The organism is Paenibacillus sp. 8b26 (assembly GCF_050626875.1).
GTDB lineage: Bacteria > Bacillota > Bacilli > Paenibacillales > Paenibacillaceae > Paenibacillus.
Genome location: NZ_CP192445.1, coordinates 3,793,058 through 3,817,525 on the forward strand (window position 1 = coordinate 3,793,058; position 24,468 = coordinate 3,817,525).

General features: G+C 48.3%; 24 protein-coding genes. 15 read left to right on the forward strand and 9 right to left on the reverse strand.

Features of this window, described 5'->3' with window-relative positions:
- Positions 1–33 precede the first annotated feature (33 nt).
- From ACQ4MX_RS17505 to ACQ4MX_RS17550, 10 genes are all read left to right on the forward strand, one after another.
- A complete protein-coding gene (locus ACQ4MX_RS17505) occupies positions 34–1,197 on the forward strand; it encodes an AI-2E family transporter (protein ID WP_431086307.1) in 1,164 nt (387 codons plus the stop codon).
- Positions 1,198–1,324: 127 nt separating this feature from the next.
- Positions 1,325–2,344 (forward strand): LLM class flavin-dependent oxidoreductase, encoded by a 1,020-nt coding sequence (locus ACQ4MX_RS17510; protein ID WP_431086309.1) that lies wholly within the window; start codon positions 1,325–1,327, stop codon positions 2,342–2,344.
- 230 nt (positions 2,345–2,574) lie between these two features.
- Positions 2,575–3,468 carry an ABC transporter ATP-binding protein gene (locus tag ACQ4MX_RS17515; protein WP_431086310.1) on the forward strand — a complete coding sequence of 298 codons (894 nt, stop codon included), beginning with the start codon at positions 2,575–2,577 and terminating at the stop codon, positions 3,466–3,468.
- A 10-nt stretch (positions 3,469–3,478) separates the two neighbouring features.
- On the forward strand, positions 3,479–4,279 hold the full coding sequence (locus ACQ4MX_RS17520; protein WP_431086311.1) for a hypothetical protein: 801 nt from the start codon (positions 3,479–3,481) through the stop codon (positions 4,277–4,279).
- An 87-nt stretch (positions 4,280–4,366) separates the two neighbouring features.
- A complete protein-coding gene (locus ACQ4MX_RS17525) occupies positions 4,367–4,843 on the forward strand; it encodes a glutathione peroxidase (protein WP_431086312.1) in 477 nt (158 codons plus the stop codon).
- A 386-nt stretch (positions 4,844–5,229) separates the two neighbouring features.
- On the forward strand, positions 5,230–6,591 hold the full coding sequence (locus ACQ4MX_RS17530) for an FAD-dependent oxidoreductase (protein ID WP_431086315.1): 1,362 nt from the start codon (positions 5,230–5,232) through the stop codon (positions 6,589–6,591).
- 385 nt (positions 6,592–6,976) lie between these two features.
- Entirely contained in the window at positions 6,977–7,825 is an 849-nt protein-coding gene (locus tag ACQ4MX_RS17535; RefSeq protein WP_192511951.1) for a formate/nitrite transporter family protein, read from the forward strand.
- Between the two features lie 359 nt (positions 7,826–8,184).
- A complete protein-coding gene (locus ACQ4MX_RS17540; protein WP_431086317.1) occupies positions 8,185–10,317 on the forward strand; it encodes a molybdopterin-containing oxidoreductase family protein in 2,133 nt (710 codons plus the stop codon).
- Positions 10,318–10,364: 47 nt separating this feature from the next.
- Entirely contained in the window at positions 10,365–11,618 is a 1,254-nt protein-coding gene (locus ACQ4MX_RS17545) for an MFS transporter (RefSeq protein ID WP_431086318.1), read from the forward strand.
- A gap of 103 nt (positions 11,619–11,721) precedes the next feature.
- Positions 11,722–12,216 carry a GNAT family N-acetyltransferase gene (locus ACQ4MX_RS17550; protein ID WP_134912136.1) on the forward strand — a complete coding sequence of 165 codons (495 nt, stop codon included), beginning with the start codon at positions 11,722–11,724 and terminating at the stop codon, positions 12,214–12,216.
- A gap of 109 nt (positions 12,217–12,325) precedes the next feature.
- Here the strand turns inward: ACQ4MX_RS17550 and ACQ4MX_RS17555 are convergent, their stop codons facing one another.
- Positions 12,326–12,874 (reverse strand): GNAT family N-acetyltransferase, encoded by a 549-nt coding sequence (locus ACQ4MX_RS17555; protein WP_134912137.1) that lies wholly within the window; start codon positions 12,872–12,874, stop codon positions 12,326–12,328.
- A gap of 84 nt (positions 12,875–12,958) precedes the next feature.
- Positions 12,959–13,684, reverse strand: a complete 726-nt coding sequence (locus ACQ4MX_RS17560) for a copper amine oxidase (RefSeq protein WP_431086319.1) — start codon at positions 13,682–13,684, stop codon at positions 12,959–12,961.
- 208 nt (positions 13,685–13,892) lie between these two features.
- Between ACQ4MX_RS17560 and ACQ4MX_RS17565 the strand changes: the two genes are divergently transcribed.
- Entirely contained in the window at positions 13,893–15,572 is a 1,680-nt protein-coding gene (locus ACQ4MX_RS17565; RefSeq protein ID WP_431086320.1) for a glutamine--tRNA ligase/YqeY domain fusion protein, read from the forward strand.
- 191 nt (positions 15,573–15,763) lie between these two features.
- Here ACQ4MX_RS17565 and ACQ4MX_RS17570 read toward each other — a convergent pair whose 3' ends face one another.
- A complete protein-coding gene (locus ACQ4MX_RS17570) occupies positions 15,764–16,987 on the reverse strand; it encodes an MFS transporter (RefSeq protein ID WP_431086322.1) in 1,224 nt (407 codons plus the stop codon).
- A gap of 197 nt (positions 16,988–17,184) precedes the next feature.
- On the opposite strand from ACQ4MX_RS17570, the gene mobA reads away from it, so the two are divergent.
- Together mobA and ACQ4MX_RS17580 are read left to right on the forward strand one after the other, a co-directional pair.
- Positions 17,185–17,865: a molybdenum cofactor guanylyltransferase gene (gene mobA, locus ACQ4MX_RS17575; RefSeq protein WP_431086324.1), complete on the forward strand. Its 681-nt coding sequence runs from the start codon at positions 17,185–17,187 to the stop codon at positions 17,863–17,865.
- Positions 17,866–17,951: 86 nt separating this feature from the next.
- The gene (locus tag ACQ4MX_RS17580) at positions 17,952–18,566 is read left to right on the forward strand and encodes a LysE/ArgO family amino acid transporter (protein ID WP_431086325.1); all 615 of its coding nucleotides are present in this window, start codon (positions 17,952–17,954) and stop codon (positions 18,564–18,566) included.
- 11 nt (positions 18,567–18,577) lie between these two features.
- Here the strand turns inward: ACQ4MX_RS17580 and ACQ4MX_RS17585 are convergent, their stop codons facing one another.
- Both ACQ4MX_RS17585 and ACQ4MX_RS17590 read right to left on the reverse strand, forming a co-directional pair.
- Positions 18,578–19,042 (reverse strand): DUF3592 domain-containing protein, encoded by a 465-nt coding sequence (locus tag ACQ4MX_RS17585; protein ID WP_431086326.1) that lies wholly within the window; start codon positions 19,040–19,042, stop codon positions 18,578–18,580.
- A 237-nt stretch (positions 19,043–19,279) separates the two neighbouring features.
- Positions 19,280–19,741, reverse strand: coding sequence for a VOC family protein (locus tag ACQ4MX_RS17590; protein ID WP_431086328.1), 462 nt, complete (start codon positions 19,739–19,741; stop codon positions 19,280–19,282).
- Between the two features lie 159 nt (positions 19,742–19,900).
- Between ACQ4MX_RS17590 and ACQ4MX_RS17595 the strand changes: the two genes are divergently transcribed.
- Positions 19,901–20,335 (forward strand): Lrp/AsnC family transcriptional regulator, encoded by a 435-nt coding sequence (locus ACQ4MX_RS17595; RefSeq protein WP_431086330.1) that lies wholly within the window; start codon positions 19,901–19,903, stop codon positions 20,333–20,335.
- 91 nt (positions 20,336–20,426) lie between these two features.
- On the opposite strand, the gene ACQ4MX_RS17600 is transcribed toward ACQ4MX_RS17595, so the two are convergent.
- The 4 genes from ACQ4MX_RS17600 to ACQ4MX_RS17615 all read right to left on the reverse strand — a co-directional run bounded on the left by ACQ4MX_RS17600 (position 20,427) and on the right by ACQ4MX_RS17615 (position 22,688).
- Entirely contained in the window at positions 20,427–21,359 is a 933-nt protein-coding gene (locus tag ACQ4MX_RS17600) for a 1-phosphofructokinase family hexose kinase (RefSeq protein WP_431086331.1), read from the reverse strand.
- 14 nt (positions 21,360–21,373) lie between these two features.
- Positions 21,374–21,688, reverse strand: a complete 315-nt coding sequence (locus ACQ4MX_RS17605) for a DMT family transporter (RefSeq protein ID WP_137060600.1) — start codon at positions 21,686–21,688, stop codon at positions 21,374–21,376.
- On the reverse strand, positions 21,688–22,029 hold the full coding sequence (locus ACQ4MX_RS17610) for a DMT family transporter (RefSeq protein ID WP_014278502.1): 342 nt from the start codon (positions 22,027–22,029) through the stop codon (positions 21,688–21,690). Before ACQ4MX_RS17610 ends, ACQ4MX_RS17605 begins: the two co-directional genes overlap by 1 nt.
- A 65-nt stretch (positions 22,030–22,094) precedes the next feature.
- Entirely contained in the window at positions 22,095–22,688 is a 594-nt protein-coding gene (locus ACQ4MX_RS17615) for a TetR/AcrR family transcriptional regulator (protein WP_431086333.1), read from the reverse strand.
- 265 nt (positions 22,689–22,953) lie between these two features.
- On the opposite strand from ACQ4MX_RS17615, the gene cls reads away from it, so the two are divergent.
- On the forward strand, positions 22,954–24,465 hold the full coding sequence (gene cls / locus ACQ4MX_RS17620; RefSeq protein ID WP_431086334.1) for a cardiolipin synthase: 1,512 nt from the start codon (positions 22,954–22,956) through the stop codon (positions 24,463–24,465).
- Positions 24,466–24,468: the final 3 nt, after the last annotated feature.

Sequence of the window (24,468 nt, forward strand, 5' to 3'; positions counted from 1 at the left end):
CACTTATTTGTTTAAAGAGAAGGGGAATGTCATGTGGAAACAACTCCGGCATGGAAAGACCGATTCAAAAAGTTTTTTCTGAACAACAAGTTTGTGTTATTCCTGCTGGTACTGCTGCTCATCGGTTTAAATGTATTGGTGCTCACCAAAATTTCGTATATATTTACCCCCGTTATTGTGCTGCTGAAAACGATCATTCTCCCTGTCATTTTGTCCGGTGTTTTGTACTATCTGTTCAATCCGCTGGTTGATGTGCTGGAGCGCAACAAGGTCAAACGGATCTACTCCATTATTGTGCTTTATTTACTTATCATAGGGATTATTACCGTCGTGATTACATCGGTAGTGCCTGTGATCCGCGATCAGATTCAGGGGTTGATTCAAAATGTGCCTGCATATAGCGAGCAAGTACAACAACAGTTTGAGAAATTAATTGGCAGTGACTTTGTGAACCAGTTCCAGAACACGATTCAATTCAATCCATCTGAGCTGGCCTCCAAGGCTTCGGAAAAGATATCAGCCTTCATCAATAATGCATGGACGGGTGTGGGGAGCTTCTTGGGCGCATTAACCGAAACGGTGCTTGCGATTGCCACGGTTCCATTTATTCTGTTCTACCTGCTGAAGGATGGACGGAAGCTGCCACAGTCGGTCCTGAAGATATTCCCGCCTATGTTTCGTAAAGAGACTGATCGCATTATGACCGAAATGAATCATCAGGTCAGCTCGTATATTCGTGGGCAGATTATTGTCAGCTTCTGTATTGGGTTTTTGCTGTATATCGGCTATTTGATTATCGGGCTGGACTATTCTCTGACGCTTGCCGTCATTGCGTCCTTTACGAGCGTCGTTCCTTACTTGGGACCCGTGATTGCCATTACGCCTGCATTAATTGTAGCTTTGGTAACATCTCCGGTTATGCTGCTCAAAATGGTCATCGTATGGACAGTCGTACAACTCATTGAAGGGAAATTTATTTCTCCGCAAATTATGGGCAAGTCTCTCCGGGTACATCCGATCACGATTATCTTTGTCATACTGACGGCAGGCAATCTGTTTGGAGTGGTAGGGATTATACTGGCGGTTCCGGGCTATGCTGTATTGAAGGTTATCGTCACCCATCTGTTTAGTTTCTTTAAAAAGCGTTCACATCTTTATGAAGCGGATAAAGTGAAGGCGAGCCTCAACGAAAAATAAACATTTCCAATTCCGGTGTAAAATCAATTTTCCAGTGTAAACCAAATTGACCCCTCTTGGGTAACTGTGGCTTCGCGTGCTATAATTAATGCCTATTCTTATTCCAAAACAGAAAGGTCAGACTTTTATGATACAACTCAGCATCCTTGACCAATCTCCGGTATCGGAAGGCATGACGCATGCGCAAGCGTTACAAAAGACCGCCGAGCTTGCTATAGAGGCGGAACGCTTGGGTTATCACCGTTTCTGGGTGTCGGAGCATCATTCGGCCTCCAATCTTGCAGGCTCTAGCCCGGAGGTATTAATTTCGCATCTGGCGGCTCGTACATCAAGCATTCGCGTCGGCTCGGGCGGTGTGATGCTGCCGCATTACAGCGCTTATAAAGTAGCGGAAAACTTTCGTGTGCTGGAAGGGTTATACCCGGGGCGTATGGATTTGGGTTTGGGACGGGCCCCGGGAGGAATGCCAATCGCCACCAGAGCCTTGCAGGAGGGCAAAATCAGGGGCGGCGTTGATCTGTACCCCGAGCAACTGGATGATCTGCTGGCCTATCTGCATGACAGTACAGGCAGTGAGCATCGCTTTGGCTCGTTACAGGCGATGCCGCTCGTAGAAACCGTGCCGGAAATGTGGCTGCTCGGCTCCAGCGGCGACAGTGCAGGGCTTGCAGCTGAACGCGGCGTGGGTTTTGCATTTGCGCAGTTCATCAACGGCGCAGGCGGCACAGGAGCGATGAAGGAGTATCAGGAGCATTTTAAGCCTTCGCAGCATAGTGACCGTCCACGTTCACTTGTTGCCGTATTTGCTATCTGTGCGGATACCGAAGAGGAAGCCAACCGATTGGCTTCCAGTATGGATCTGTCTCTGGTGCTGCTGGAGCAGGGGATGCGTTCCGGAGGCACTCCTTCGGTGGAAAAAGCACTGGCTTATCCTTATACGCCATATGATCGGATGCGCATCCGTGAGAACCGCAAGCGCATGGTGGTTGGCTCACCCGAGCAGGTGAAGCACCAAATTGAGCAATTGAGTGAGGCTTATCGTACACAGGAAATCATGGTCGCAAGCATTATTCACGATTTTGACGCCAAGTTGAAATCCATACGTCTCATGGCTGAAGCATTTGGGCTGCGTTATGTACAGTCTTGATGTTGTCTGCCGGATATTAGAAGATCACAGCTTTGAGGAGCTGTGGTCTTTTTTTGTGAATTTTCGGGGTCATTTTCCGTGAAATGATTCCTATGCTAAGGGAATATGCCAATCAATACTTGATAATGATTATCAATATCTTTATTATATAAAGATAGGATGAAGTTTTGATGAATATCGTGCGTTAAGCCCGTGACTATATATTAGATAAGGGAAAGGAATGATTCCGAATGTTTCGTCTGAAAACGGCTAATCTGGATATTGCTTATGAAGATCGGTTGATTGTGGAGGATCTGAACGTTGAAATACCGCAAGGGAAAATCACAGCATTGGTGGGCGCAAATGGCTCCGGCAAGTCCACCATTCTGAAGACGATGGCTCGCATCATGAATCCTAAAGGCGGCAGCGTTCTGCTCGACGGTAAATCCATTCATAAGCAATCTACCCGGGAGGTAGCGAAGCAGCTGGCTATTTTGCCGCAAAATCCAACTGCACCGGAAGGATTGACTGTGACGGAACTGGTATCTTACGGACGTTTCCCCTATCAAAAAGGCTTTGGCTCCATGAAAGCAGATGATCGTAAAATGATAGAGTGGGCCATTCAGGTGACAGGAATGAGCGAGTTCCACGATCGCCCAATCGACCAGCTTTCTGGCGGGCAGCGCCAGCGTGCATGGATTGCCATGGCGCTTGCGCAGGATACGGATATTTTGTTTCTGGATGAACCGACTACCTTTTTGGATATGGCACATCAATTGGAAGTGCTGCATTTGTTAGAGTATTTGAACACTTCGGCCGAACGTACCATTGTTATGGTCGTGCATGATTTGAACCATGCAGCCCGGTACGCCCAGCATATGATCGCGATCAAAAAAGGGAAGGCCGAGGCTGTGGGAACGCCAACTGAGGTCATGTCCCCTGATGTGCTGCGCGAGGTGTTCGGTATTGAAGCAGATATCGTAACAGATCCTCGTACAGGTGTACCGCTGTGTCTTCCATATGCTTTGGCCGGACAACCAGCGGTAAGCCAAGCCGCAAAGGGATTGACACTGGAAGAGAATCAATTAGTAGGCTCCGTTTCCGAGCGGCGTGAAGCCAGACCACAGGTAGCGGCAAGAGGATAAAGGAGACCTAATGAAACAACTGGATTATGATCAGCTTGAGCAATTGGCGCGAATAGTGACAGACACACCAGAAGATGCGGTATACTCCGGGCCTGTGGCAGAATGGCTTGAACCGGATAAGCTTGGCTCTGTGATGGAGTATTATGGTGAGTTGCTGCGTGCGGAAGACGGCTTGACCACAGCCGTTTATTTTGTGAACCAGTTGCGTGGTCTTGTGTTTGCTCAGCATTTTATGGTGTCTTTGTGTGAACGCCGTCTCGATCTGTCGGTTTCTAATCTCAGATTTCATATTTGTTATCAAGGGAAATATCCCGCCATCAGCTTTCAGGTCATCGACACAACTGAGCTGGACAACATCAGGCAAGACGAGCGTCATTCATCCGGGCAGGCGCAACAGGCGTTGCGTGACTTTTACAGCTTGCAGATCAGACCGATACTGGAGGCGATGGCTGCGGCTGGAGACGCATCTGTTGGACAGATGTGGGGACAATTTCCGCTGACTTTGCTGTATTTTAAGGATAGAGTACAGCCATCGCTGACCGATCCACAGGATGTGGAGCATTTTGAACAAGATTATGATTATGTGACGCGGGAGCTGGAGGGAGAGGTATTCGGGCGTAAAAGAAACCCGTTTACGGTTCGTCTTGTTGAGCTGGATAACCCTTACCGTCCCGGTGAGAAGGCATATATGAAACCGTCCTGCTGCCAATATTACAAGACAGGTGGAGGCCAGCGGTATTGTTTTGCGTGTCCAAGGATGTCCGCTTCAGAACGTGAAGAACGCAGACTCGAAGTGGTGGCGTCCCGCTAAAGTTTCGAGGGAGGTTGGCATGTCCGTTTCGTTTTGGGTAAAATAGGTGATGAAACTTAAACCAAGCGAAACAAAGGAGGGTGCTATATGTCTGTCTATTCACATCATGCCGTAACACCAGCGAATCAGGAGGTTCCTCTGGATACCTACACCGGTAAGGTGCTGGTCATCGCAAATACCGCAAGCAAATGCGGACTTACCCCGCAATATGGGGATTTGCAAAAGCTATATGATGAATATAAGGATCGGGGACTGGTTGTATTAGGCTTTCCTTGTAACCAATTCGGCGGTCAGGAGCCGGGCAGCAGCGAGGAAGCGGCTGAATTTTGCCAACTGAATTACGGGGTTAATTTCCCGGTATTCGCTAAAGTGGACGTTAACGGCCCGGATACAGCACCTCTGTTTGAATATTTGAAAAAGCAGCAGCCTGGAGAGCAGGAAGACGGTACGATTCAATGGAATTTTACGAAATTCATTGTGAATCGTGAAGGTGTGCCTGTGGATCGCTTTGAACCCAAGGAATCGCCAGAGGCCATGAAAGCGGCCATCGAGCAATTGCTATAATAGCTTTTGCTTCATCAGAAATATGCGTTTAGATAAGGTTGAATTTCCGGTGTTTTTCCGGGGTTCGGCCTTTTTTGTTGTCTGCATTTCACATTCGGTTGATCGTTGCAGTAGCATTTGGAAGCCTGATAAAAGGCATAATCAAGCCCTGTACGGGAAAAACTGAATGAAGCAAAGAGTCGTTTCAGCAAACGGCTGACTTTGTATCTTCCTGACTTTAAAAATGTGGACAAATTGTGAATATCATAGAAAGCTATTGCAATGTGAAAAATGTCACATTATAATAAGTGCATGAAGTGAAATAAATCACAATCAACAATGCAGTTACGTGAAACAATTCACAATTATTATACATTGTATGCCCACACACCAAGGAGGAATTTAACATGAAAGTAGCAGTTATTGGATGTACACACGCAGGTACGGCAGCCATCGTCAACACAGCCAAATGTTATCCAGATGCCGAAATTACCGTTTACGAGCGTAATGACAATATTTCGTTTTTATCTTGTGGTATTGCACTGTACGTAGGTGGTGTCGTCAAAGATCCGCACGGATTGTTTTATTCTTCCCCGAATGAACTGGCTGAGCTGGGTGTCGTGACCAAGATGCTTCATGAGGTAACGAATGTCGATACAGCAGGCAAAACGCTGCAAGCACGCAATCTCCAAACAGGAGAAGAATTTACGGACACCTTTGATAAATTAATTGTAACTACGGGCTCGTGGCCTATTATTCCGAAGCTGGAAGGTATTGAGCTTGAACATATCTTGCTCTGCAAAAACTATAATCATTCCAATGACATCATTGAGAAAGCCAAGCATGTACAGAACATTACGGTTGTCGGTGCTGGATATATCGGTGTTGAGCTGGTGGAAGCTTTTCAAATGAACGGCAAGAACGTAACGCTGATAGACAGCGCTGATCGTATTTTGAATAAATATTTGGACCCAGAATATACAGACCGGATTGAAAATTCCTTGAAGAAGCATGGCATCAAGCTGGTGCTGGGAGAAACAGTGAGCCGTTTTGAAGGAAGTAACGGTAAGGTGAATAAAGTGGTGACATCTAAAGGAGAATATGAAACAGAGCTTGTTATTCTCTGTATCGGCTTCCGTCCTCAAACGGATCTGCTTAAAGGTCAGGTAGACATGCTGCCCAACGGCGCGATCATTGTGAACAATTATATGCAAAGCAGTTGCCCGGACGTATTTGCTGCAGGTGATAGCTGTGCAATCCACTACAACCCGACAGGTAAAACAGCTTATATTCCATTGGCAACCAATGCTGTTCGTATGGGTACGCTGGTGGCACGCAATTTGGTGCAACCGACGATTGCCTACATGGGAACACAGGGAACTTCGGGTATTAAAATTTATGAAGATAATATTGCAGGAACAGGTATGACAGAAGCGGCCGCAGCGGACGAAGGTATGGCTGTAGAGGCTGTTACCATTGAGGACAGCTACCGACCTGAATTTATGCCAACCTCGGAAAAGGTACTGCTGAAAGTTGTATATGAGCAGGAGACACGGAGAATTGTTGGGGCACAAATTATGTCGAAGGTGGACTTGACGCAATCCATTAACACGCTATCCGTAGCCATTCAAAATCATATGACCATTGATCAACTGGCCTTTGTCGATTTCTTCTTTCAGCCGCATTATAACAAGCCTTGGAATTTCCTGAATGCAGCCGGTTTGCAAGCCTTGCCGCCAATGTCTGAACGGAAGCCAGTTACCGTATAATTCATTTTGTCTGTGACATTGTTCATAAGTTTGTCAACAATCTGAGACGTATGGACGAATCCTTATAGTACAATATAGAGTAGCATAAGGATTAGGGGGTAAGTAGCTTATGGGTTTGTTTTATATCCTTTTTCTTGTAGTCGTGGCGCTGGGAGGCCTCGGTGGAGTTATTTGGTTCTTGAGAGCAGTTGAAAAGGAAGAATACAACTAAATGTAAAGCGCATTGTAGCGCAGTAGACGTAATAATACATGAAAACAGTCCTTTACCCAAGGGCTGTTTTTTTAATATTTAATAAAGTGATTTTTTTCACAAACAAAATCACTGATTTTAAATAAAATATGAGAGAGAACATTCGAGTGAAAAGATGTTAAAGGAGCGAAATATATGGCAAGTTATAAACCGGGGCAAATAGCCGAAAAGACGGTAGAAACAGGAGTGGCCAAAGCGAACAATCCATGGACTGTGGCGGTGGTATTGGGATTTTTGGCAGGTGCATTTATTGCGCTGGGTTTTTTGCTGGATATACGTGTTATCGCAAGCGCACCCAAAGAATGGGGAAGTATCGCTACCTTTATTGGAGCAGCCGTTTTCCCTGTAGGTCTGGTATTGGTATTGATCGGCGGCGGAGAATTGCTGACTGGTAATATGATGGCTGTGCCACTGGCGAGATGGGCAGGACGGATCAAGACTGGGGCGATGTTCCGTAATTTGGCGATTATTACGCTAAGTAATTTTGCGGGTGCGTTGTTTGTTGCCTTTTTCTTTGGTCATGTGCTGGGTCTAACCGAGACAGGACCTTATTTGGACAAAGTGGTGGATATGGCGGGACACAAGCTGCATGAAAGCTTTTTGCAATCGTTTATATCCGGTATTGGATGTAACTGGCTGGTAGCGCTGGCTGTATGGTTGGCGTATAGTACGGATTCGATCGGCGGCAAAATTATAGGGATCTGGTTCCCGACAATGGCCTTTGTAGCTATCGGATTCCAGCACGTTGTTGCCAACATGTTTCTGATTCCGGCGGCTATTTTCGCAGGTCATTTTTCATGGGCAGATTATATCATGAACTTCATTCCAGTTTGGCTGGGGAATTTGGTGGGAGGAAGCCTGTTTGTAGCCGGGGCTTACTGGTTGGCGTATTTGAAAAAGCCTCATACCGCTGTGCATCCTGTGAATGATTCATCTCAGGCACCCTCGTCTACTGCAACAACTCCGTTGAGTGACCATGCCTGATTAAGCTGGGCTTAGAAAATGGGAACAAAGCAAATCCGCCATGGCAGGTCCGGGGGAACGAAACCTGTCATGGCGGATTTTTTTGGGAGTGGTCCATAATTTGGCATGGAGGATGAGTGTGCTCTCGTCCATAATGCCTTGCTCTCTTTTACCCTTGGCATTCAATAATGAAACAGGTATGATCAAAATATAATATAGAATATTAGAAATCCGTTTTGCTGTGAGCAGCAAGCGGATTTTTTTGATCTTTTGGACGGATTTGGGTTGGCAAAATCCTTCTCTTGCCATAGGACATAGCTGTATATATGATAAGAACAGTGTAATTTTTGGAAACCGTAACGGAAAGGAGCATCAACACCATGGATCATCGCAACAGCGCGCCTCCTGAGGCTGTGCTTCAGCAAGACTTGCAAAGGGGGCAGCGAACGACGGAGCGTACGGACGGTGTTTTTCCGGCTGTATGTCCGCTGGATTGCCCGGATACGTGCGGGCTCCTGCTCCACAAGGAAGATGGAAAGATCGTCAAGGTGACCGGTAATCCGGATCATCCCATTACAAAAGGGGCCATTTGCAACAAAGTTCGCAATATGACGGAGCGAGTGTATGACCCCGAACGGCTGCTCTATCCGTTAAAGCGTGTAGGTTCCAAGGGGCAAGGGAAGTTCGAACGAATTAGCTGGGAGGAGGCAGTCGATACCATTACAGGCCGCTTCAAGGAACTGATTCGCACGGACGGCCCGGAATCCATTCTCCCCTACAGCTTTTATGGCAATATGGGCGTGTTAAGTGTGGATGGGATGGATCGCCGTTTTTTTAATGCGCTGGGTTCAAGCCAACTGGACCAGACGATTTGCAGCGTGGCTGGGAATGAAGGCTGGGCATCCGTCATGGGTTTTAAGGGCGGCACCAGTCCGGAGGATACAGAGGATGCTGACCTCATTATTGTATGGGGAGGAAATGTCATCAGCACCAATATGCATCAAGTGGTATTGGCTGAGAAGGCACGTAAAAAAGGTGCCAAGGTAATTGTCATTGATGTTCACCGCAACCGGACAGCGCAATGGGCGGATTGGTTCATTCCGCTATACCCGGGAACAGATACTGCGCTCGCGCTGGGTGTCATGCACGTACTGTTCCAGCAAGGGCTGACGGACGATGAATTTTTGCGTCGCTATACGGTCGGTCATGAGGAACTGCGCGAGCATGTGAAGACATATACTCCACAGCGGGTCTCACGTATTACAGGCGTGCCGGAAGCAGATATTATCCGCCTGGCGGAGATGTACGGGCAGGCTCGAGCGGCGTATATCAATATTGGCAACGGACTTCAGCATCACGATAATGGCGGTATGAATGTACGCGCGGTTACATGCTTGCCTGCGCTCACCGGGCAATGGCTGAAGCACGGCGGGGGAGCATCGCGTTCCAACGGCGCTTACGGCAAGTTCAACGGCGCCAATCTGGCACGTCCTGATCTGCGTAAGAACCCGGATGCCCGGGTGATCAACATGAACCAAATCGGTGAAGCGCTGCTACAGAAGGACGAGCCGATCAAGGCGCTGTTCGTGTACTGCAGCAATCCGGTTGTCGTAGCACCGGATGCCGATCGGGTGACGCAGGGGTTTGAACGGGAGGATCTGTTCACGGTCGTTCACGACCTGTTCCTCACCGATACGGCCCGCTATGCGGATATTGTGCTGCCTGCGGCGTCTTCTTTTGAAGGAACAGACCTGTATAAATCGTATTGGCATCATTATATCCAGATGCAGGAGCCGGTCATTGCTCCAATTGGGGAAAGCAAAAGCAACTATGAGCTGTTTAGCCTGCTCGGACAGGCTATGGGCTTTGACGAGGCTGCTTTCACGGAAAGTGAAGAGGACATGATCGCGGGTGCACTTGATAACCCGACTAATCCTTATCTCAACGGTGTGACTTTGGAAGCCTTAAAAAAGTCACCTTTTGTCAAACTGGACATGACGCCGAAGGCTACCTATCTGGATCGTCTGACTACGCCTTCGGGCAAGATTGAGCTGTATTCAGAAAAGATGAAGCAAGCGGGTCTGCCCGCGATGCCTTCGTATGTGCCACTGATTGAAGGATACGACGGAGAGCATCGACCGCAAGCGGACGAGCGGTTTCCGCTGATGTTTATTTCGCCGCCGAATCATAATTTTCTGAATTCAACGTTTGCAAATTTACCCAAGCATCAGCGGCTGGAACGGGAGCCTTTGCTGCAAATTCACCCGGAGGATGCTCAGGCAAGAGACATCGCGGACGGTGATCCGGTTACGGTATGGAACGACCGGGGAACGTATGAGCTGAAAGCCAAAGTCACGGATCTGATGCTGCCCGGTACAGTGATTAGCCAAGGATTATGGTGGGAAGGTAAAGGACGCAGACAGCGTGCTAATGTGTTGACCTCTGATCGGCTATCGGATATGGGCCGGGGAGCTACTTTCTTTTCAACGGTGGTGAATGTGAAGCGCCAATGAAGTAATGTATTGTTATGGTGTCAGATGCTAAAGGAGAAACAAAATATATGAAATGGTTGGATTCTTATCCGAAAGAAGTGAAAGTGTTTCTCGTCGCCAGCCTGATTAATTCCGCCGGAAGCTCTCTAATGTGGCCGTTGGTTAGCATGTATGTGTTTGACGAGCTGCACCGCAGTATGGGAGATGCGGGGATTGCGATTTTGGTGCAGTCTCTGGGCGGGATTTTTGGTCAGGTGTTAGGAGGAGCCCTTTATCACCGCATTGGGGCCAAAAAACTGATTGTCGGCTCGCTGGCAATGAACGCGTTGGGACTTCTCACGCTTCCGTTTACCAGCGGTCACTGGATTGCGTTTGTTATTATGATGGGCTTTATCGGCTTTTTTAATGTCGTATCTGTGCCCGCGATTCAGGCATTTGTAGGTTTTCGCTTTGCTGACCGCCGTGGAGAGCTGTTCAACATTATCTATGTTGCCAATAATATAGGGGTAGCGTTGGGAACGGGACTGAGCGGCGTTCTGGCCGATCTCTCCTATCAGCTCAGCTTTGTCATGAACGGGATTACCTCTGCGGTATTTGCCGGATTTTTCTGGTCCTATCTGAGCAGGGTAGATCGGGAAGAGGGGGAAGTTCAGCTCAGCAAGTCCGTGAAGAAAAGAACAGAGGAAATACCAGCTCGGCTGCTATTCCGTGATACCAGGCTGTATCTCTTCGTCGGATTGGGCTCGCTCTTTTTATGGTTCGGTAATTCGATCTGGAATACGGGAGTGTCCCCGTATATTATTGAGCAGGGCTTGCCTAAAACGATGTACGGGCTGTTATGGACACTGAACGGTGTGCTTATTTTTGTTGCACAGCCGATTATTTTCTGGCTCAAGCGTCTTTATGCCCGGCATGCTTCGGCTCAAATGACGTGGGCCGGAGGATTTTATTTGGTAGCCTATATCGTCATGCTAGGCACACAGAACTATACGGGGATGATATTCGCCATGGTTTTGGCAACCTTGGGAGAGATGCTGATCGCACCAGCGGTTCCGGCATTTTTGTCCGACCACGGAGGTCGGGGAGCACCCTTTTACATCGGGTTAGTCGGGGGGATTGGCGCTGCCGGACGGGTGATGGGGCCTTATATTATGGGGAGACTATATGATGGCGGAGGTCTTCCACCCACACTTTGGCTGGCAGCGGGCGTGGCGGTTTTGTCCATCCTGTTCTTTATTTTGCATAGCGGATTGAACCGTTCCCGCTGTGAAGAGGATGCTTTTGAGACTACTACATCCAAGGCAGACGTTTCCAGTTCTTAAGTCCTAATAAAGACTGTGACAAGCCTGTGATTATGGTACAATAAATGACGAATGGTTGCTGCCTATACTTCAGGAACGCCTTCACAGGAAGGATTGAAAGAAATTGCTTACAAGTCAACCCCTGACGATACGTCATTCGGAGATGAAGGATGCTCCTGATCTGATTGCGCTGGATGAATTGGTATGGAATGAACGAACGGCCCCCGCCTCGCTGTCATGGAAGTCGCGTGGGGAGTTTTTGCGCAATACGCCTCCGGGCTCTCAACTGGTCGCTATCGAACAGGGAGTGCTCTGCGGTTATATCGGATTTCGTTCTCCAACGCTGTTGGCAAGTAATTGTCATGTTTTGGAAATAAATATAGCCGTGCACCCAGCCTATCACCGCAAAGGTATTGGGACAGCGCTTATGAGTGCCATGAAGGATATTGCAGCCGCTGAGGGCATTCGCAAATTAAGCTTGCGGGTACTCTCGTGCAACACGGAGGCCCTTATGTTTTATGAAAAATGCGGATTCTCGATTGAAGGACGTTTGCATGAGGAGTTTTACATAGCGGGCCAATTCGTGGACGATGTGTTAATGGCCTCTTTCTTGAAATAGACATGGATTCTACAGCGCAACCAGCTTCTTATAAGCCTTCTATAAGCCGTTCATAAGGAACAGCGCCGCAGACCCTAAATGGATTGCGGCGCTGTTTTATGGTGCAAGGTTACCGAAGCTGTTTCCACTCGCTCTGGAGCATGCCGTACACAGCATGGTTCATATAGCCGTCGGGCAGCAGTTCCGCTTCGCGGATAATGCCTTCGAGCACGAAGCCCAGACGTTCCGGGATACCCCGGCTACGGCGGTTGGTGGTGGCGCAACGGATTTCGATCCGGTGCAGGTCCAGCTCTATCAGCGCATATTCGATGAATACGCGGCATGCGCTGGTCATGAGACCTTGTCCTTCGTAACCGTGTCCAAGCCAGTATCCAATACTGACCGAACGGTGAGTCCAATTGATTTCATGGTAGCTGATGATGCCAGCCAACTCATTATCCAGCCAGATTCCTGCGGTCACGCTCCCGTTCTCTGCGGCTTGCTTCAAGGCGCTCTGCACGAACTGCTCTGTGTGGCTGATTTCCGTGGTGGAATCCACCCATGGAAGCCACTGACGCAGGCGGTCACGGGACATTTCGATCAGCTCAAACAGAGGCTGCACATGCTCTTTGGTGAGCGGACGAAGGACTGTGCGTTCGTCCAACGCGTATGTAAACATGATTGATCCCCTCTTTCACTCGGAAAATCGCTAAACCAGCCAGTCTAGCATTTAATCCCATGCTACCTTATTCTGAGAGAGTCGTCAAAACGGAGAGGAAGCTGCAAACTCAATAGGTCCCACCCGGAACCGTCCATGCTCATATACATACTTCAGCTCCAAATCCCCTACAAATTCAGTTGGGGATACGCTGCCGGATACGGTGGCGTGCAGAGGACGTTGTTCGGCATCATAAATGACGACAGAGCTGAAATCGAGGTGGTCTGTAAAATGGGCTGGATCATCGTAAAACGCAGATGCTTTTGGGTCGAGCGTGTGTGTGATGCCATCAATCGTGGCTGCAATATGCACCTGTTGGTTGTGGTCACGCAGCTCTACACTGCTGTGGACGCGCCGGGACACAGCATCTGCCGCCGATTCAACCGGATATTCGTCCATGGTCTGTGCGTTGACGATATGAAGCTCCTGCAATTCGACACCTGTGCCTGAGGCGAGGGTCAGTATGACCACCGCTTCGCGAACACCATCGCCGTTTACATCCGTATAGTACAACTGCGGTGCGGTGGCGATATCTGCCGAGCCTGACCATGCGAATGCACGTCGCTGCTGGCCGATTTCCAGCGTAGCTGTACGGAATAGTCCCTGGGAAGGCTCCATAACATACAATTTGACGGATGAGTCTTCAGGAGCGACGGCTAACGGACGAGATTGTATGGGTTCAGGCACCGGGTCCAGTGAAGGATGACCGGAAATCATACCGGAGGAGGACAACAGCATGGACAGCAGGATCACGATGAGTAGCTTAAACACAGGCGGGTTCTCCTTTTCCGGGTAAAATAAAAGATATATACACTATAACGAATTTATTTGTCAGAAATGTTAACTCTTTTTCATAACTTGTTACTTTTTTGAATGAAGAGGGCATAAGGTTTTTCATTTTATTGAGTTATGCGGTGTGAAAGGGTATATTTAAGGGAACAGATTTTGTACAGATTACACGGAAGAAAGGTTGATTAGCGTGGAGAAGCCGATCACTCCCCCCAATTTTATTAAGAGTGTCATTGAAGAGGACTTACGTACTGGTAAGGTAAAGGAAGTTGTTACACGCTTTCCACCGGAGCCGAACGGATATTTACACATTGGACATGCCAAAGCCATCTGGATCAATTTTTCGTTGGGAGATGAATTCGGAGGACGCACTAACCTGCGTTTTGACGATACGAATCCGGCGAAGGAAGACACGGAATACGTAAACTCCATTCAGGAGGACGTGAAGTGGCTGGGTTACGAATGGGAGGAGAAACATTTTGCCTCCAACTATTTTGACGAAATGTACAAGCGCGCCGTTTTGCTGATCCAGAAGGGTAAAGCCTACGTGGACGATCAAAGCGCGGACCAAATCCGCGAAACTCGTGGCACACTGACCGAACCGGGGCAAAACAGTCCATACCGCGACCGCAGCGTGGAGGAAAATTTCAAGCTGTTTGAAGAAATGCGTGCAGGAAAATACCAGAACGGTGAAAAGGTGCTGCGTGCTAAAATTGATATGGCTTCGCCGAACATTAATTTGCGTGATCCGGTAATTTACCGTATTTCGCATACCGAGCATCACAACACGGGTGATAAATGGTGCATTTACCCGATGTATTCCTACGCTCATCCGCTGGAGGATGCCATCGAGGGTGTAACGCACTCGCTCTGTTCGCTGGAGTTTGAGGATCAGCGGCCGCTGTACGATTGGGTTGTAGCTGAATGCGAGATGGAAAAGGTACCGCACCAATATGAATTTGGACGGCTGAACCTGGCTCAAACCGTAACCAGCAAACGCAAGCTCAAGCTTCTGGTAGATGAGAAGCATGTAGACGGCTGGGATGATCCGCGTATGCCGACGATTTCCGGCTTGCGCCGCCGTGGCTATACGCCGGAAGCGATCCGCAGCTTTGTATATGAGACGGGCATTTCCAAAGCCTACGGCGTGATCGACCTGCAAGTGCTGGAGCATTTTGCACGTGAGGACTTGAAGCTACAGGCACCTCGTACAATGGCGGTCATTGATCCGTTGAAGGTGGTCATTACGAACTATCCTGAAGGACAGGTTGAAATGCTGGAAGCGGAAAACAACACGGAAAATCCGGAGCTGGGCACACGCCAAATTCCGTTTTCGCGTGAGATTTATATCGAGCGTGAGGATTTCATGGAGAATCCGCCGAGCAAATACTTCCGCCTGTTCCCTGGCAATGAAGTACGTCTCAAGCATGCTTATTTCATCAAATGTAACGATGTCATTAAGGATGCCGACGGTTATGTAACGGAAATCCATTGTACCTATGATATAGAAACCAAGAGCGGATCCGGCTTTACCGGACGTAAAGTGAAAGGTACAATCCATTGGGTGGAGGCTAGTCAGGCCGTTCCTGCTGAATTCCGCCTGTATGAGCCTTTGATTAATGCAGAGGACCCGGAAGCAATTGAAGAGGATGGAACGGAAAAAACCTTCCTTGACCAATTGAATCCGAACTCTCTCGAAATTGCTCACGGTTTTGTCGAACCGAATATGAAGGAAGCACGATCGCAGGACAAGTTCCAATTTTTCCGTCATGGTTATTTCAGTGTCGATCCGAAGCTTTCCAAGCCGGGTGAGCCTGTATTTAACCGTGTAGTATCACTGAAAAGCTCTTTCCAATTGCCCAAGCAATAGTTATTGGACAGCGTGGGACGGATGGTAGCCTCGTGCGACCAAGTCAAAAAAGGAGTCTGCCATCGGCAGACTCCTTTACTTTACGCTCACGGGCTCTATATATAATGATAATTGGCGATATTTAGACATTCCCTCCCTGTTCGTAACGGGCAAGCAAGTGAAAAAAAGGGTGTCACGTCCCACGGATGTTTTTAAGGGGCTTCTTCTGCTCGTTTGTGGTCGTCGGCATGAAAGGGCTGATAACCGTTCTTGTACAGCATATACCACATGATGGTGAATCCCGCAAAGCCGAGCAAGGCGAAGAAAACGCCTGCGTTGTACATCATTTCACCACCGAAATTTTGGAACAGCCAGCCTCCTGCAAAGCCTGCTACAATGCCAGATATCCCGCTCCACGTCAACGTATATACGGCCTGCCCGGATGAGCGGTAAGCTATCGGTGTGAACAGGACGGTCAACTGGGTGCCTACATAAAAATAACCACCGAAGGTGACGCAATGAAGTGCCTGAATGAACACGATCTGAATCGGGTCTGTGGCCAAAGCCATTAGCTCCCAACGTAGAGCAAACAGCAAACTAACGAGGGCCAGACAGCCGACCATAACCGTCATTTTTTTCTTCAAAAAGCGATCAAACAGCAAAAAGACAATGATTTCGAATACCGATGACATAAAGACAGCGAAACCCAGCATCAGCTTGGACCCGCCCAGTTCGGTGATATACAGGGACATAAAGGCGCTGTTGATCGAATTCGGAATGGATACCAAGATCCCCAGCAAAATGAAAGATATAAAGTATCCGTTCATTAAAATGCTGCCAAAGCCACGCAAATGAATGGTTGCCGTTTCAACAGTGCTTTTCAGCGGTGGAATCGCCAGGGTACAGATCAGGGCAGCCAGAAGCAGCACCGTAAAGATGTTGGATATGCTGGATACTCCCGTTTGGTCAATGATCAGGCCGGCGATGGCCGCCGTCACAGCCCAGCCGAAGGAGCCCCAGATGCGGAAGGAGCCGAATTTTCGGTCCGTGCCCTCAATGTAGCTGAGAATGAGACTGTTACTTTGGGCAAACAAAGGACTTTGGAAGAAATAAAAGCCAATCATCGACACATAAATCATGACATACGTATGGACATGAAATAAAGCTTGCAACAGCAGTAATGTACCTGCAATCATAAACAGTAAAATACGCCGAAGGTTACGACTCCGGTCACTGGTATAGCCCCAGAAGGGATTTGCGAATACCGATACAAAAGGCCCAATCGCCATCAGGCTCCCAATCTCAAGCTTGTCCATGCCGATCTCTTGCAGATACAACGGGAAGAAGCTGGAGAAAATGACCATGGCTCCATACAGAAAAAAATTGTATAGCTTTAAGGAGTATAGAGGAGTCTCTTGAATTTCTCTATTTTGCAAGACAAGCCATTCCTTTCTTAGCCCGGTAGAGAATAAAGCATAGGATGCCGATCTATGGGAAGGTTCTCTATCCAATGTATCATGTGTTGAAAGGGTTAACAAACCAATAAATTAACAATTATGTAATATTAAATTTTGTCCAATAGTTCAAGGGGTTATTTTATGAACTTATTTCATTGAGAAAAGGGGATGTGGTCGTGAAGGTGACTGGTATTATTGTCGCTGGAGGACGTTCCAGTCGAATGGGACAGGATAAGGCCCTGCTTGAGATTCAGGGAGCTACTATGCTTGAACGGACGGCTGCCGCTTTAGAGCAGGTGACCGAGCGGGTTATTGTCGTCACTCGTGACGGGCAGGGGTATGGGACGATTGGTTTGGAGAATGTACCTGATGTATACCCAGGCATGGGACCTTTGAGCGGCATCCATGCAGGGTTGTCTGCTTCTGGAACGGAGTGGGGCATCGTTATCGCTTGTGATATGCCTTTTGTACAGCCAGAGGTGCTGCATGTCCTGCTCGCTGTAACTGAGAAGTGGGCGGAGTTGCAAGGGACGACAGAACCAGCATTGCAAGCTGTAATCTCTTCTGTGGACGGACGTATACACCCGTTGCTGGCTGTGTACCATCAGAGTGTGCTGCCGTCTGCCGAGGAATGTTTGCGCAGTGGACGACTTCGTCTCACTGATTGGTTAGACAAGCTGAACGTTCGTTATGCGAAGGTAGAGGATTTGCCGGGGGTGAGTGAAGACATATGGCATAAGGCCACATTTAACATGAATAATCCGCAGGATTACCAGCTTGCTATAGAGCAGTTGAAGCATAGCGTACAACAGAACACGCAGAACGTGAAAAGCTTAAAGGAAACACAGGAGGATTAGGAACGTACAAGCTCTTTGTTCGAGAACTATTTAAGAGAGAAAATACCAGAGAGAATATGATGGAATGAATTTGGGGGAATATATTCATGCTAGAGGCTATTATCCATGCCGTTTTATTGGCAGTAGGGCTGATTCTGCCCTTGGGGGTTCAAAATGTATTTGTGTTCAATCAAGGGGCATCGCAGTCCCGGTTTCGTAATGCATTGCCTGCCGTTATTACGGCGGGAGTCTGTGACACGGTCCTGATTGGGCTCGCAGTTGGGGGCGTCTCCCTTATTTTGCAGCGTTTTCTGTGGCTTACGAATGCGCTTTATGCAGCAGGCTGTCTATTTCTGCTTTATATGGCCTGGACCCTGTGGAAGTCGAAGGCAGCTTCCTCGGGGGGAAGCCAGCCTATGCTGCCGAAGCAGCAGATGATTTTTGCCGCTTCGGTATCTTTACTGAACCCTCATGCCATTTTGGATACCGTCGGCGTGATTGGAACCAGCTCTCTCCAATATGACGGCGGGGAACGCTGGACTTTCGGACTGGCTGCCGTGTCTGTGTCGTGGATATGGTTTATTGGTTTGGCGACAGCCGGGCGTCTCGTAGGGCGTATGGATTCAGAAGGAAGATTCGGCACTGTGCTTAATAAAATATCAGCCTTGATTATTTTAGGTTTGGCTATTTATATGGCGATAAATTTTATGAACAGCATATGATCCAAACCTTGTTACAAGAAAAACTTCAGTAAAGCGAATACCCCGCTTAAAGCGAAGGGAACACCGATCAGAAACAGCATAACGGCAAGGCAGCCTGCACCATTTACACCGCCTGCGATTAGGGCATCCCGGGGATTTGCCGGATTGTATAATACGTTAATCTTTCTGCCAATCCGGTTGAAGCTCAGATTGGTGCTATAAGGATTCCAGAATTCTACGACTTCACCTGAAGTGGTGTAGAAGCGTACTTTCAATCGGCGGGTGTAACTGGTATCTACCGGATCATCACGGTCGAAGGGAACGACATCAACGTCGACTTCGATATGCGCATCCACGATTTGCCCCTTGGTACGAACCCAATGGCGTTTGCGATAGCGATGGCGGCGGATCGTTCTGAATCCAAAATAGATGAGTACCAGTCCAAGCAAGCAGAAGAACGGCATCAGCAGCTCGGAGCTAAAATGAAACCAATACACATTGAAATCAATTGAGATGGTAAACTACTCCTTTGCATAGCTTAATATTAAATATAATTTCGTGACCATCCATGTTGGTGAAAAAAGTAGCTTATCAATATATCGGTCCTTTATTAAAATCGTTTTAATTCTTCCGGATTGATCATAGATTAGGGTTAAGTGAAATATGAAAAGCCCACTTCCTAGGGAAGCGGACCTTTCAGTAAATTTGAAATCATGAGCTTATAGCGATGCTGACTATTTTTTGTTGGAATAAGACATATCAAAATTTACATCCTCGATAAATTCGATAACCTCGCCATTGGGGCTGTAGATCACAGCGTTTTTTACCACCAGAGGGGGTTCGCCAAGCATGAGCTGATCCGGTTTTACAAAGGTTCTTGCTCCATGAGCAAGGGCTTTTTGGTATATTTGGTTTACATCATCCACATAAAATGCGAAGTGCAGCAAAGCACCGTGGGCAATTTCATCCTCGGAGGAAGCTTTTTTTCCTTGAGCAGGAATGACTGCGTCGTTATCAAAAATCTCAAGACAGGTTATTTGATCCGGTGAAATGAGCATGGAAGCTTCCCGAATTTGAAAAGACGGCAGACTCCAATGATGTCCTCTTTTAAAACCCAATACCTCAGTATAGAATGCAATGGTTGCTTGATAATCCTGGGCTTGAATCGCCACATGTGCAAGACCCTTCACGCTCATTCAAAATCTCCCCTTATAAATAAGTTCACCTTATTATATGGATAATAATAAGGTTCATATATATGAGAAGTGAGGATTTTAACCTATATTAGTTATTAAATAAAAGTTAATTCGTACAAAAAACATTATTTTTTAAAATTAAAACAGGAGGTGCTTGATATGCATCATCACATAGACGATATTGACCACAAAATTATGCAGTTGCTTCAGCATGACGCCCGGATATCTATTTCCCAGATCAGTAAAGAAATCTCGATGTCTCAACCTTCCGTTAAAGAAAGAATGTCGAAGCTGGAGGAACGAGGCATTATTTCCGGGTATAGCACCGTATTTAATTTACGGGAGCTGAATCGTGGGACGACCACGTTTATTCTATTAAAGACAGAGTATTGTCAGGAGCTGGTCGATTTTTGTAGAGAAGCGAAAGAGGTCACCGATTTATTTCGCATCAGCGGGGAATTTAATTATCTCATCAAGGTACAAACCGCGTCGGTAGAGGAAATTGCAGAGTTTCAGGATTCACTGGTGAAATTAGGCCCTTCGAAGTCACATATTTGTATGAAAAATATACTGGAAAACAGGATTTTGCTGTAAGTCAGTCGGAGAATAGGACATTCCGAGCATCAAACATTCGCAACTTCGAACAAACAAATATTTGGATTGCATGAAAAAAAAGTGACGCCGATTACAACAGCGTCACTGTAATGCCCTGCTCCAGACGTTGCACGTCCTGGAGCTCAATCTTTCCGGCCATGGCGTGCAAAGCCGCCGCCGTGCCGCAGGCCGCTCCCCGCCGTAGCATGGCCGGGAGCTCCAGCCCCGCCGCCGCGCCGGTGACCAGCCCAGCGACCATGGCGTCACCGCTGCCGAGCGCGCTGACAATGTCCGCGTTCGGCAGGCTCACGCGGTAGCGCGCATCGCGCGTCACCGCCAGCGCCCCGCGCGCGCCGAGCGAGATGACGGCCAGCTGCGCTCCGGCCTTAAGCAGCTGCGCTGCCGCCGCTTCAGCGGCATCTGGGCGCGTGGCGTCGATGCCGGCGAAGCGGGCGGCCTCGTCCTCGTTAGGCTTCACGAGGTCGGGCCTTCCGCGCAGCCCCAGGCGCAAGGCCTCGCCGCTGGCGTCCAGCGCCACTCGCGCGCCGCGCTCCTTCGCCAGCGTGCACAGCTCGGCGTATAGATCCGGCGGGCAGCCCGGAGGCAGGCTGCCCGAGAACACGACCCAAGCCGAGTCCGCGGCAAGGGTCGTGATCTTGCGCCGCAGCGCGGCCAGCTCAGACGGTCCGATAGTCGGGCCGCTTTCGATCAGCTCGGTCTGCGTGCGCGTGGACGGGTCGAGCACGGTAATGGCGAGACGGGTTTCCCCGTGCGCCGTTTCGATGAAATCGGCGCTTACGCCTTCCGAACTCAACCCGTCGATGAGCAGCCGCCCAGTGTGTCCGGCGGCAAACCCGGTCGCCCGCACAGGCTCGCCCAGCGTGCGAATGACACGGGCGGCATTGACGCCTTTGCCGCCCGGCACCGTCAGGCCGCCCTCGATCCGGTGGACGGCATTCAGACCGAAGCCTGCAACCGTGTAGATTTTATCCACAGCCGCGTTAAGTGTTACGGTGGTAATCACAAGACATCACTCCTTTAAGAAATCAGCTTTAAACCCAGGGCTGCGGCAAGAATCATAGCGATAAACAACACACGCAATACGCTTTTTTGCTCACCGTACAAGAACATGCCCGTAATCGTGCTGCCGACCGTTCCGATGCCTGTCCATACCGCGTAGGAAGTTCCCATAGGCAAGCTCTTCATCGCGTAGCTGAGCAACGAGAAGCTAATGACAAAAGATAGAACCATGAGCATGAATGCCTTCCAGCCCTTGCCGATCGTAACTCCCTTCATACCGATGACTCCAAAAACTTCCGAGCATCCCGCGATAACCAATGCAATCCAAGCCATTATGCGCCACTCCCTTCCTGAGCATCACGGTCAGTAACCAATTTCAGGCCGACCACACCTGCCAGCAAAAGAGCGATTAACAGCGTTTTGGACCATTGAAAGGGTTCCCCGAACAGCAGCATTTCACCTACAACCGTCCCACCTGTTCCAAGTCCGGTAAATACAGCGTACACCGTGCCTACAGGCAAACGGCTGGCCGCTTTCATGATCAAATAAAAGCTGGCTATCATAGCCAGCACGGTTACAATCCAGGCGAGTGCGGAATCTGCGTGCTTCAGACCCGAGACCCATACGACCTCAATAAGACCACCTATAAAAACATAAATCCAGCTGCGATTCATGATGAGCGTTTCCCCTTTAAATATAGATTAGTTGTAAATTAATCACCCGTTACGTTCTTGTTCCTTCACGCTTCATGAGGCGGGGTTAACGTAATCCCGCGCCAAAAAATAGGCCATGCAGCTTTCAATCTTCGGTGGTAGTTCAGGCTCCCACTATAGAGCAGTTCCACCATGATTCCGTCCAGCAGTGTTATGAAGGATAGAGCCACATCCACTGGCTCCATATGTCCAAAGGGTTCCCTATCTCGTGCATTCCGCAGGATGCGAGTTAATTTTCGCTCCATATTTTCCAGAAAAGGATTAACAATATCCAGAACCTCGGTATACAAGGACACAGGCGGTAAGAAGGAAAAGCGAAGCATAAACTTGGCTGTGTTGTTGCTCTCATATTCCTGTCCCATCCAAAACAGGAAGTCATGCAGCGTATGCTCCAGCGACTGGTCTCTGCGTTCCGAAAAGTATTCAAAAATACGTAAATTCTGCTCTTGAAAAGCGTACCTCGCCACCTGTAGAAACAGATCCTCCTTGCCTTGAAAATGCGCATATATAGAAGGTTTTCGAATACCAACCTCAGCGGCAATATTGCTTAAGGATGCCCCCTCATACCCATTGGCGGCAAATTGGAAAAGAGCGGCTTTTCGAATGTCTTCCATCCCCATTATTCTCACCTACCTAACGTTCGTTAGTTTATTCTTGCACGAAAAAAAGTAGGTGTCAACCTGGCTTTATCCAGTTTTGTTTCGGGTTTTTCCCCGGATTCTTTTTTTCTTTAAAACCTTAACAAAAAAGTGGGAAGAAATAAGGTGCTCATGTACAATATAATGAAGATGTCTATTTTTTAGCGATGAATCATCTAGTTCATATATACAGTGTCTGTTTCTTGCTGTTTGGTGAGGATGCAGTACATTGGAAATGAGGTAAATTATGAGGCGAAGTTTACTGGCTGTGTTAATTGCGGCTATGGTTTTTGGTATTTATTATTTTGGTTTGTTTAATTACATTGGCAGAAATGAAGGAACGGTCATCAGTATTTTCTCCACGCTGACGGTCATTTCCATCAGTCTGATTATTTTTTCGGAGAATCGTAATCCTTCCACCACGATGTCCTGGATTTTACTGCTGGCCTTGCTGCCGGTGGTTGGACTTCCTCTTTATTTTTTGTTCGGGCAAAATGTGTTCAAACGCCGCAAGTATGACAAAAAGGCATTGCGTGACCAGCAGGCTTACGAGCGTATTGAGAAGGATGCCATGCACGTCAAACGGGACTTGACCTATTTTACCGATGAGCAGCAGCAGTTAATGCGTTTGGCACGCAGGCTGGCCCGATCCCCCATTTATTTTGCGGCCGAAACCCAAATCTTGAACAACGGAGATGAGACCTTCTCCACATTGCTGGCGGAACTGCGCAAGGCAGAGCATCATATCCACATGGAATACTACATTTTTCGGTCGGATGATATCGGCACCAGCATTCAGAAAATTTTGATCGAAAAGGCCAAAGCGGGTGTTAAGGTTCGGTTTATGTACGATGCGGTGGGCAGTATTCAGTTGTCGAAGTCATTTTTGAAGGAAATGAGAGATGCAGGAGTAGAGGTCGTTGCATACGGCGGCGCACGGATCTTGTTTTTCTCCAGTCGGGTAAACTACCGTAATCACCGTAAAATTGTGGTTATTGACGGTAATATCGGATTAATCGGCGGTCTGAATGTAGGGGATGAGTACCTTAGCCGCAACAAAGCCTACGGCTTTTGGCGTGACACGCACATGATTGTGAAGGGCGAGGCTGTGCGGACGCTGCAACTTATATTTTTGCAGGACTGGCTTCATATGACGGGTGAATCGGTGCTAGATAAGGAATATCTGTCCCCCAAAATCGAGCCAATTACGGATGGAGGCGTACAGATTATTGCCAGCGGCCCGGATAATGAGCGGAGAGTGCTCAAAAATCTGTTCTTCTCCATGATCACATCCGCCCGCAAATCGGTATGGATTGCCACTCCTTATTTTATCCCGGATGAAGATATTTTGACCGCGCTGCGGATGTCGGCTCTGTCCGGTTTGGACGTGCGGATTCTGTTTCCTGCCAAACCGGACAAGTGGCTGCCGTTCCTCGCGTCCCATTCGTACTTCCAAACGTTGCTGGAGGTTGGGGTCAAGGTATATGAGTATGAAAAAGGCTTCCTTCACTCCAAGCTCCTCATTATTGACGGGGAGGTTGCGACCATCGGAACGGCTAATATGGACATGCGTAGCTTCCACCTGAATTTTGAAGTGAACGCTTTGTTGATCCGCACTCGTAGTGTACAGCAGATGGTGGCGGATTATGAGCGGGATTTGCAGTCTGCCAGCCTGATCGTCCGCGAGGAATTTATGAAAAAGCGTCTGTTCAAGCGTTTGATGGAATCCCTCGCCCGGCTGCTTTCACCGCTGCTGTAGGTT

Bases quoted from the DNA above. Each gene is read 5' to 3' on its own strand.
- cls (WP_431086334.1), top strand. From the start codon at position 22,954: ATGAGGCGAAGTTTACTGGCTGTGTTAATTGCGGCTATGGTTTTTGGT.
- ACQ4MX_RS17605 (WP_137060600.1), bottom strand. From the start codon at position 21,688: ATGGCTTGGATTGCATTGGTTATCGCGGGATGCTCGGAAGTTTTTGGA.
- ACQ4MX_RS17610 (WP_014278502.1), bottom strand. From the start codon at position 22,029: ATGAATCGCAGCTGGATTTATGTTTTTATAGGTGGTCTTATTGAGGTC.
- ACQ4MX_RS17520 (WP_431086311.1), top strand. From the start codon at position 3,479: ATGAAACAACTGGATTATGATCAGCTTGAGCAATTGGCGCGAATAGTG.
- ACQ4MX_RS17555 (WP_134912137.1), bottom strand. From the start codon at position 12,874: ATGTTTACATACGCGTTGGACGAACGCACAGTCCTTCGTCCGCTCACC.
- ACQ4MX_RS17540 (WP_431086317.1), top strand. From the start codon at position 8,185: ATGGATCATCGCAACAGCGCGCCTCCTGAGGCTGTGCTTCAGCAAGAC.
- ACQ4MX_RS17590 (WP_431086328.1), bottom strand. From the start codon at position 19,741: ATGAGCGTGAAGGGTCTTGCACATGTGGCGATTCAAGCCCAGGATTAT.
- ACQ4MX_RS17515 (WP_431086310.1), top strand. From the start codon at position 2,575: ATGTTTCGTCTGAAAACGGCTAATCTGGATATTGCTTATGAAGATCGG.
- ACQ4MX_RS17545 (WP_431086318.1), top strand. From the start codon at position 10,365: ATGAAATGGTTGGATTCTTATCCGAAAGAAGTGAAAGTGTTTCTCGTC.
- ACQ4MX_RS17595 (WP_431086330.1), top strand. From the start codon at position 19,901: ATGCATCATCACATAGACGATATTGACCACAAAATTATGCAGTTGCTT.
- ACQ4MX_RS17615 (WP_431086333.1), bottom strand. From the start codon at position 22,688: ATGGGGATGGAAGACATTCGAAAAGCCGCTCTTTTCCAATTTGCCGCC.
- ACQ4MX_RS17510 (WP_431086309.1), top strand. From the start codon at position 1,325: ATGATACAACTCAGCATCCTTGACCAATCTCCGGTATCGGAAGGCATG.
- ACQ4MX_RS17535 (WP_192511951.1), top strand. From the start codon at position 6,977: ATGGCAAGTTATAAACCGGGGCAAATAGCCGAAAAGACGGTAGAAACA.
- ACQ4MX_RS17525 (WP_431086312.1), top strand. From the start codon at position 4,367: ATGTCTGTCTATTCACATCATGCCGTAACACCAGCGAATCAGGAGGTT.
- ACQ4MX_RS17580 (WP_431086325.1), top strand. From the start codon at position 17,952: ATGCTAGAGGCTATTATCCATGCCGTTTTATTGGCAGTAGGGCTGATT.
- ACQ4MX_RS17530 (WP_431086315.1), top strand. From the start codon at position 5,230: ATGAAAGTAGCAGTTATTGGATGTACACACGCAGGTACGGCAGCCATC.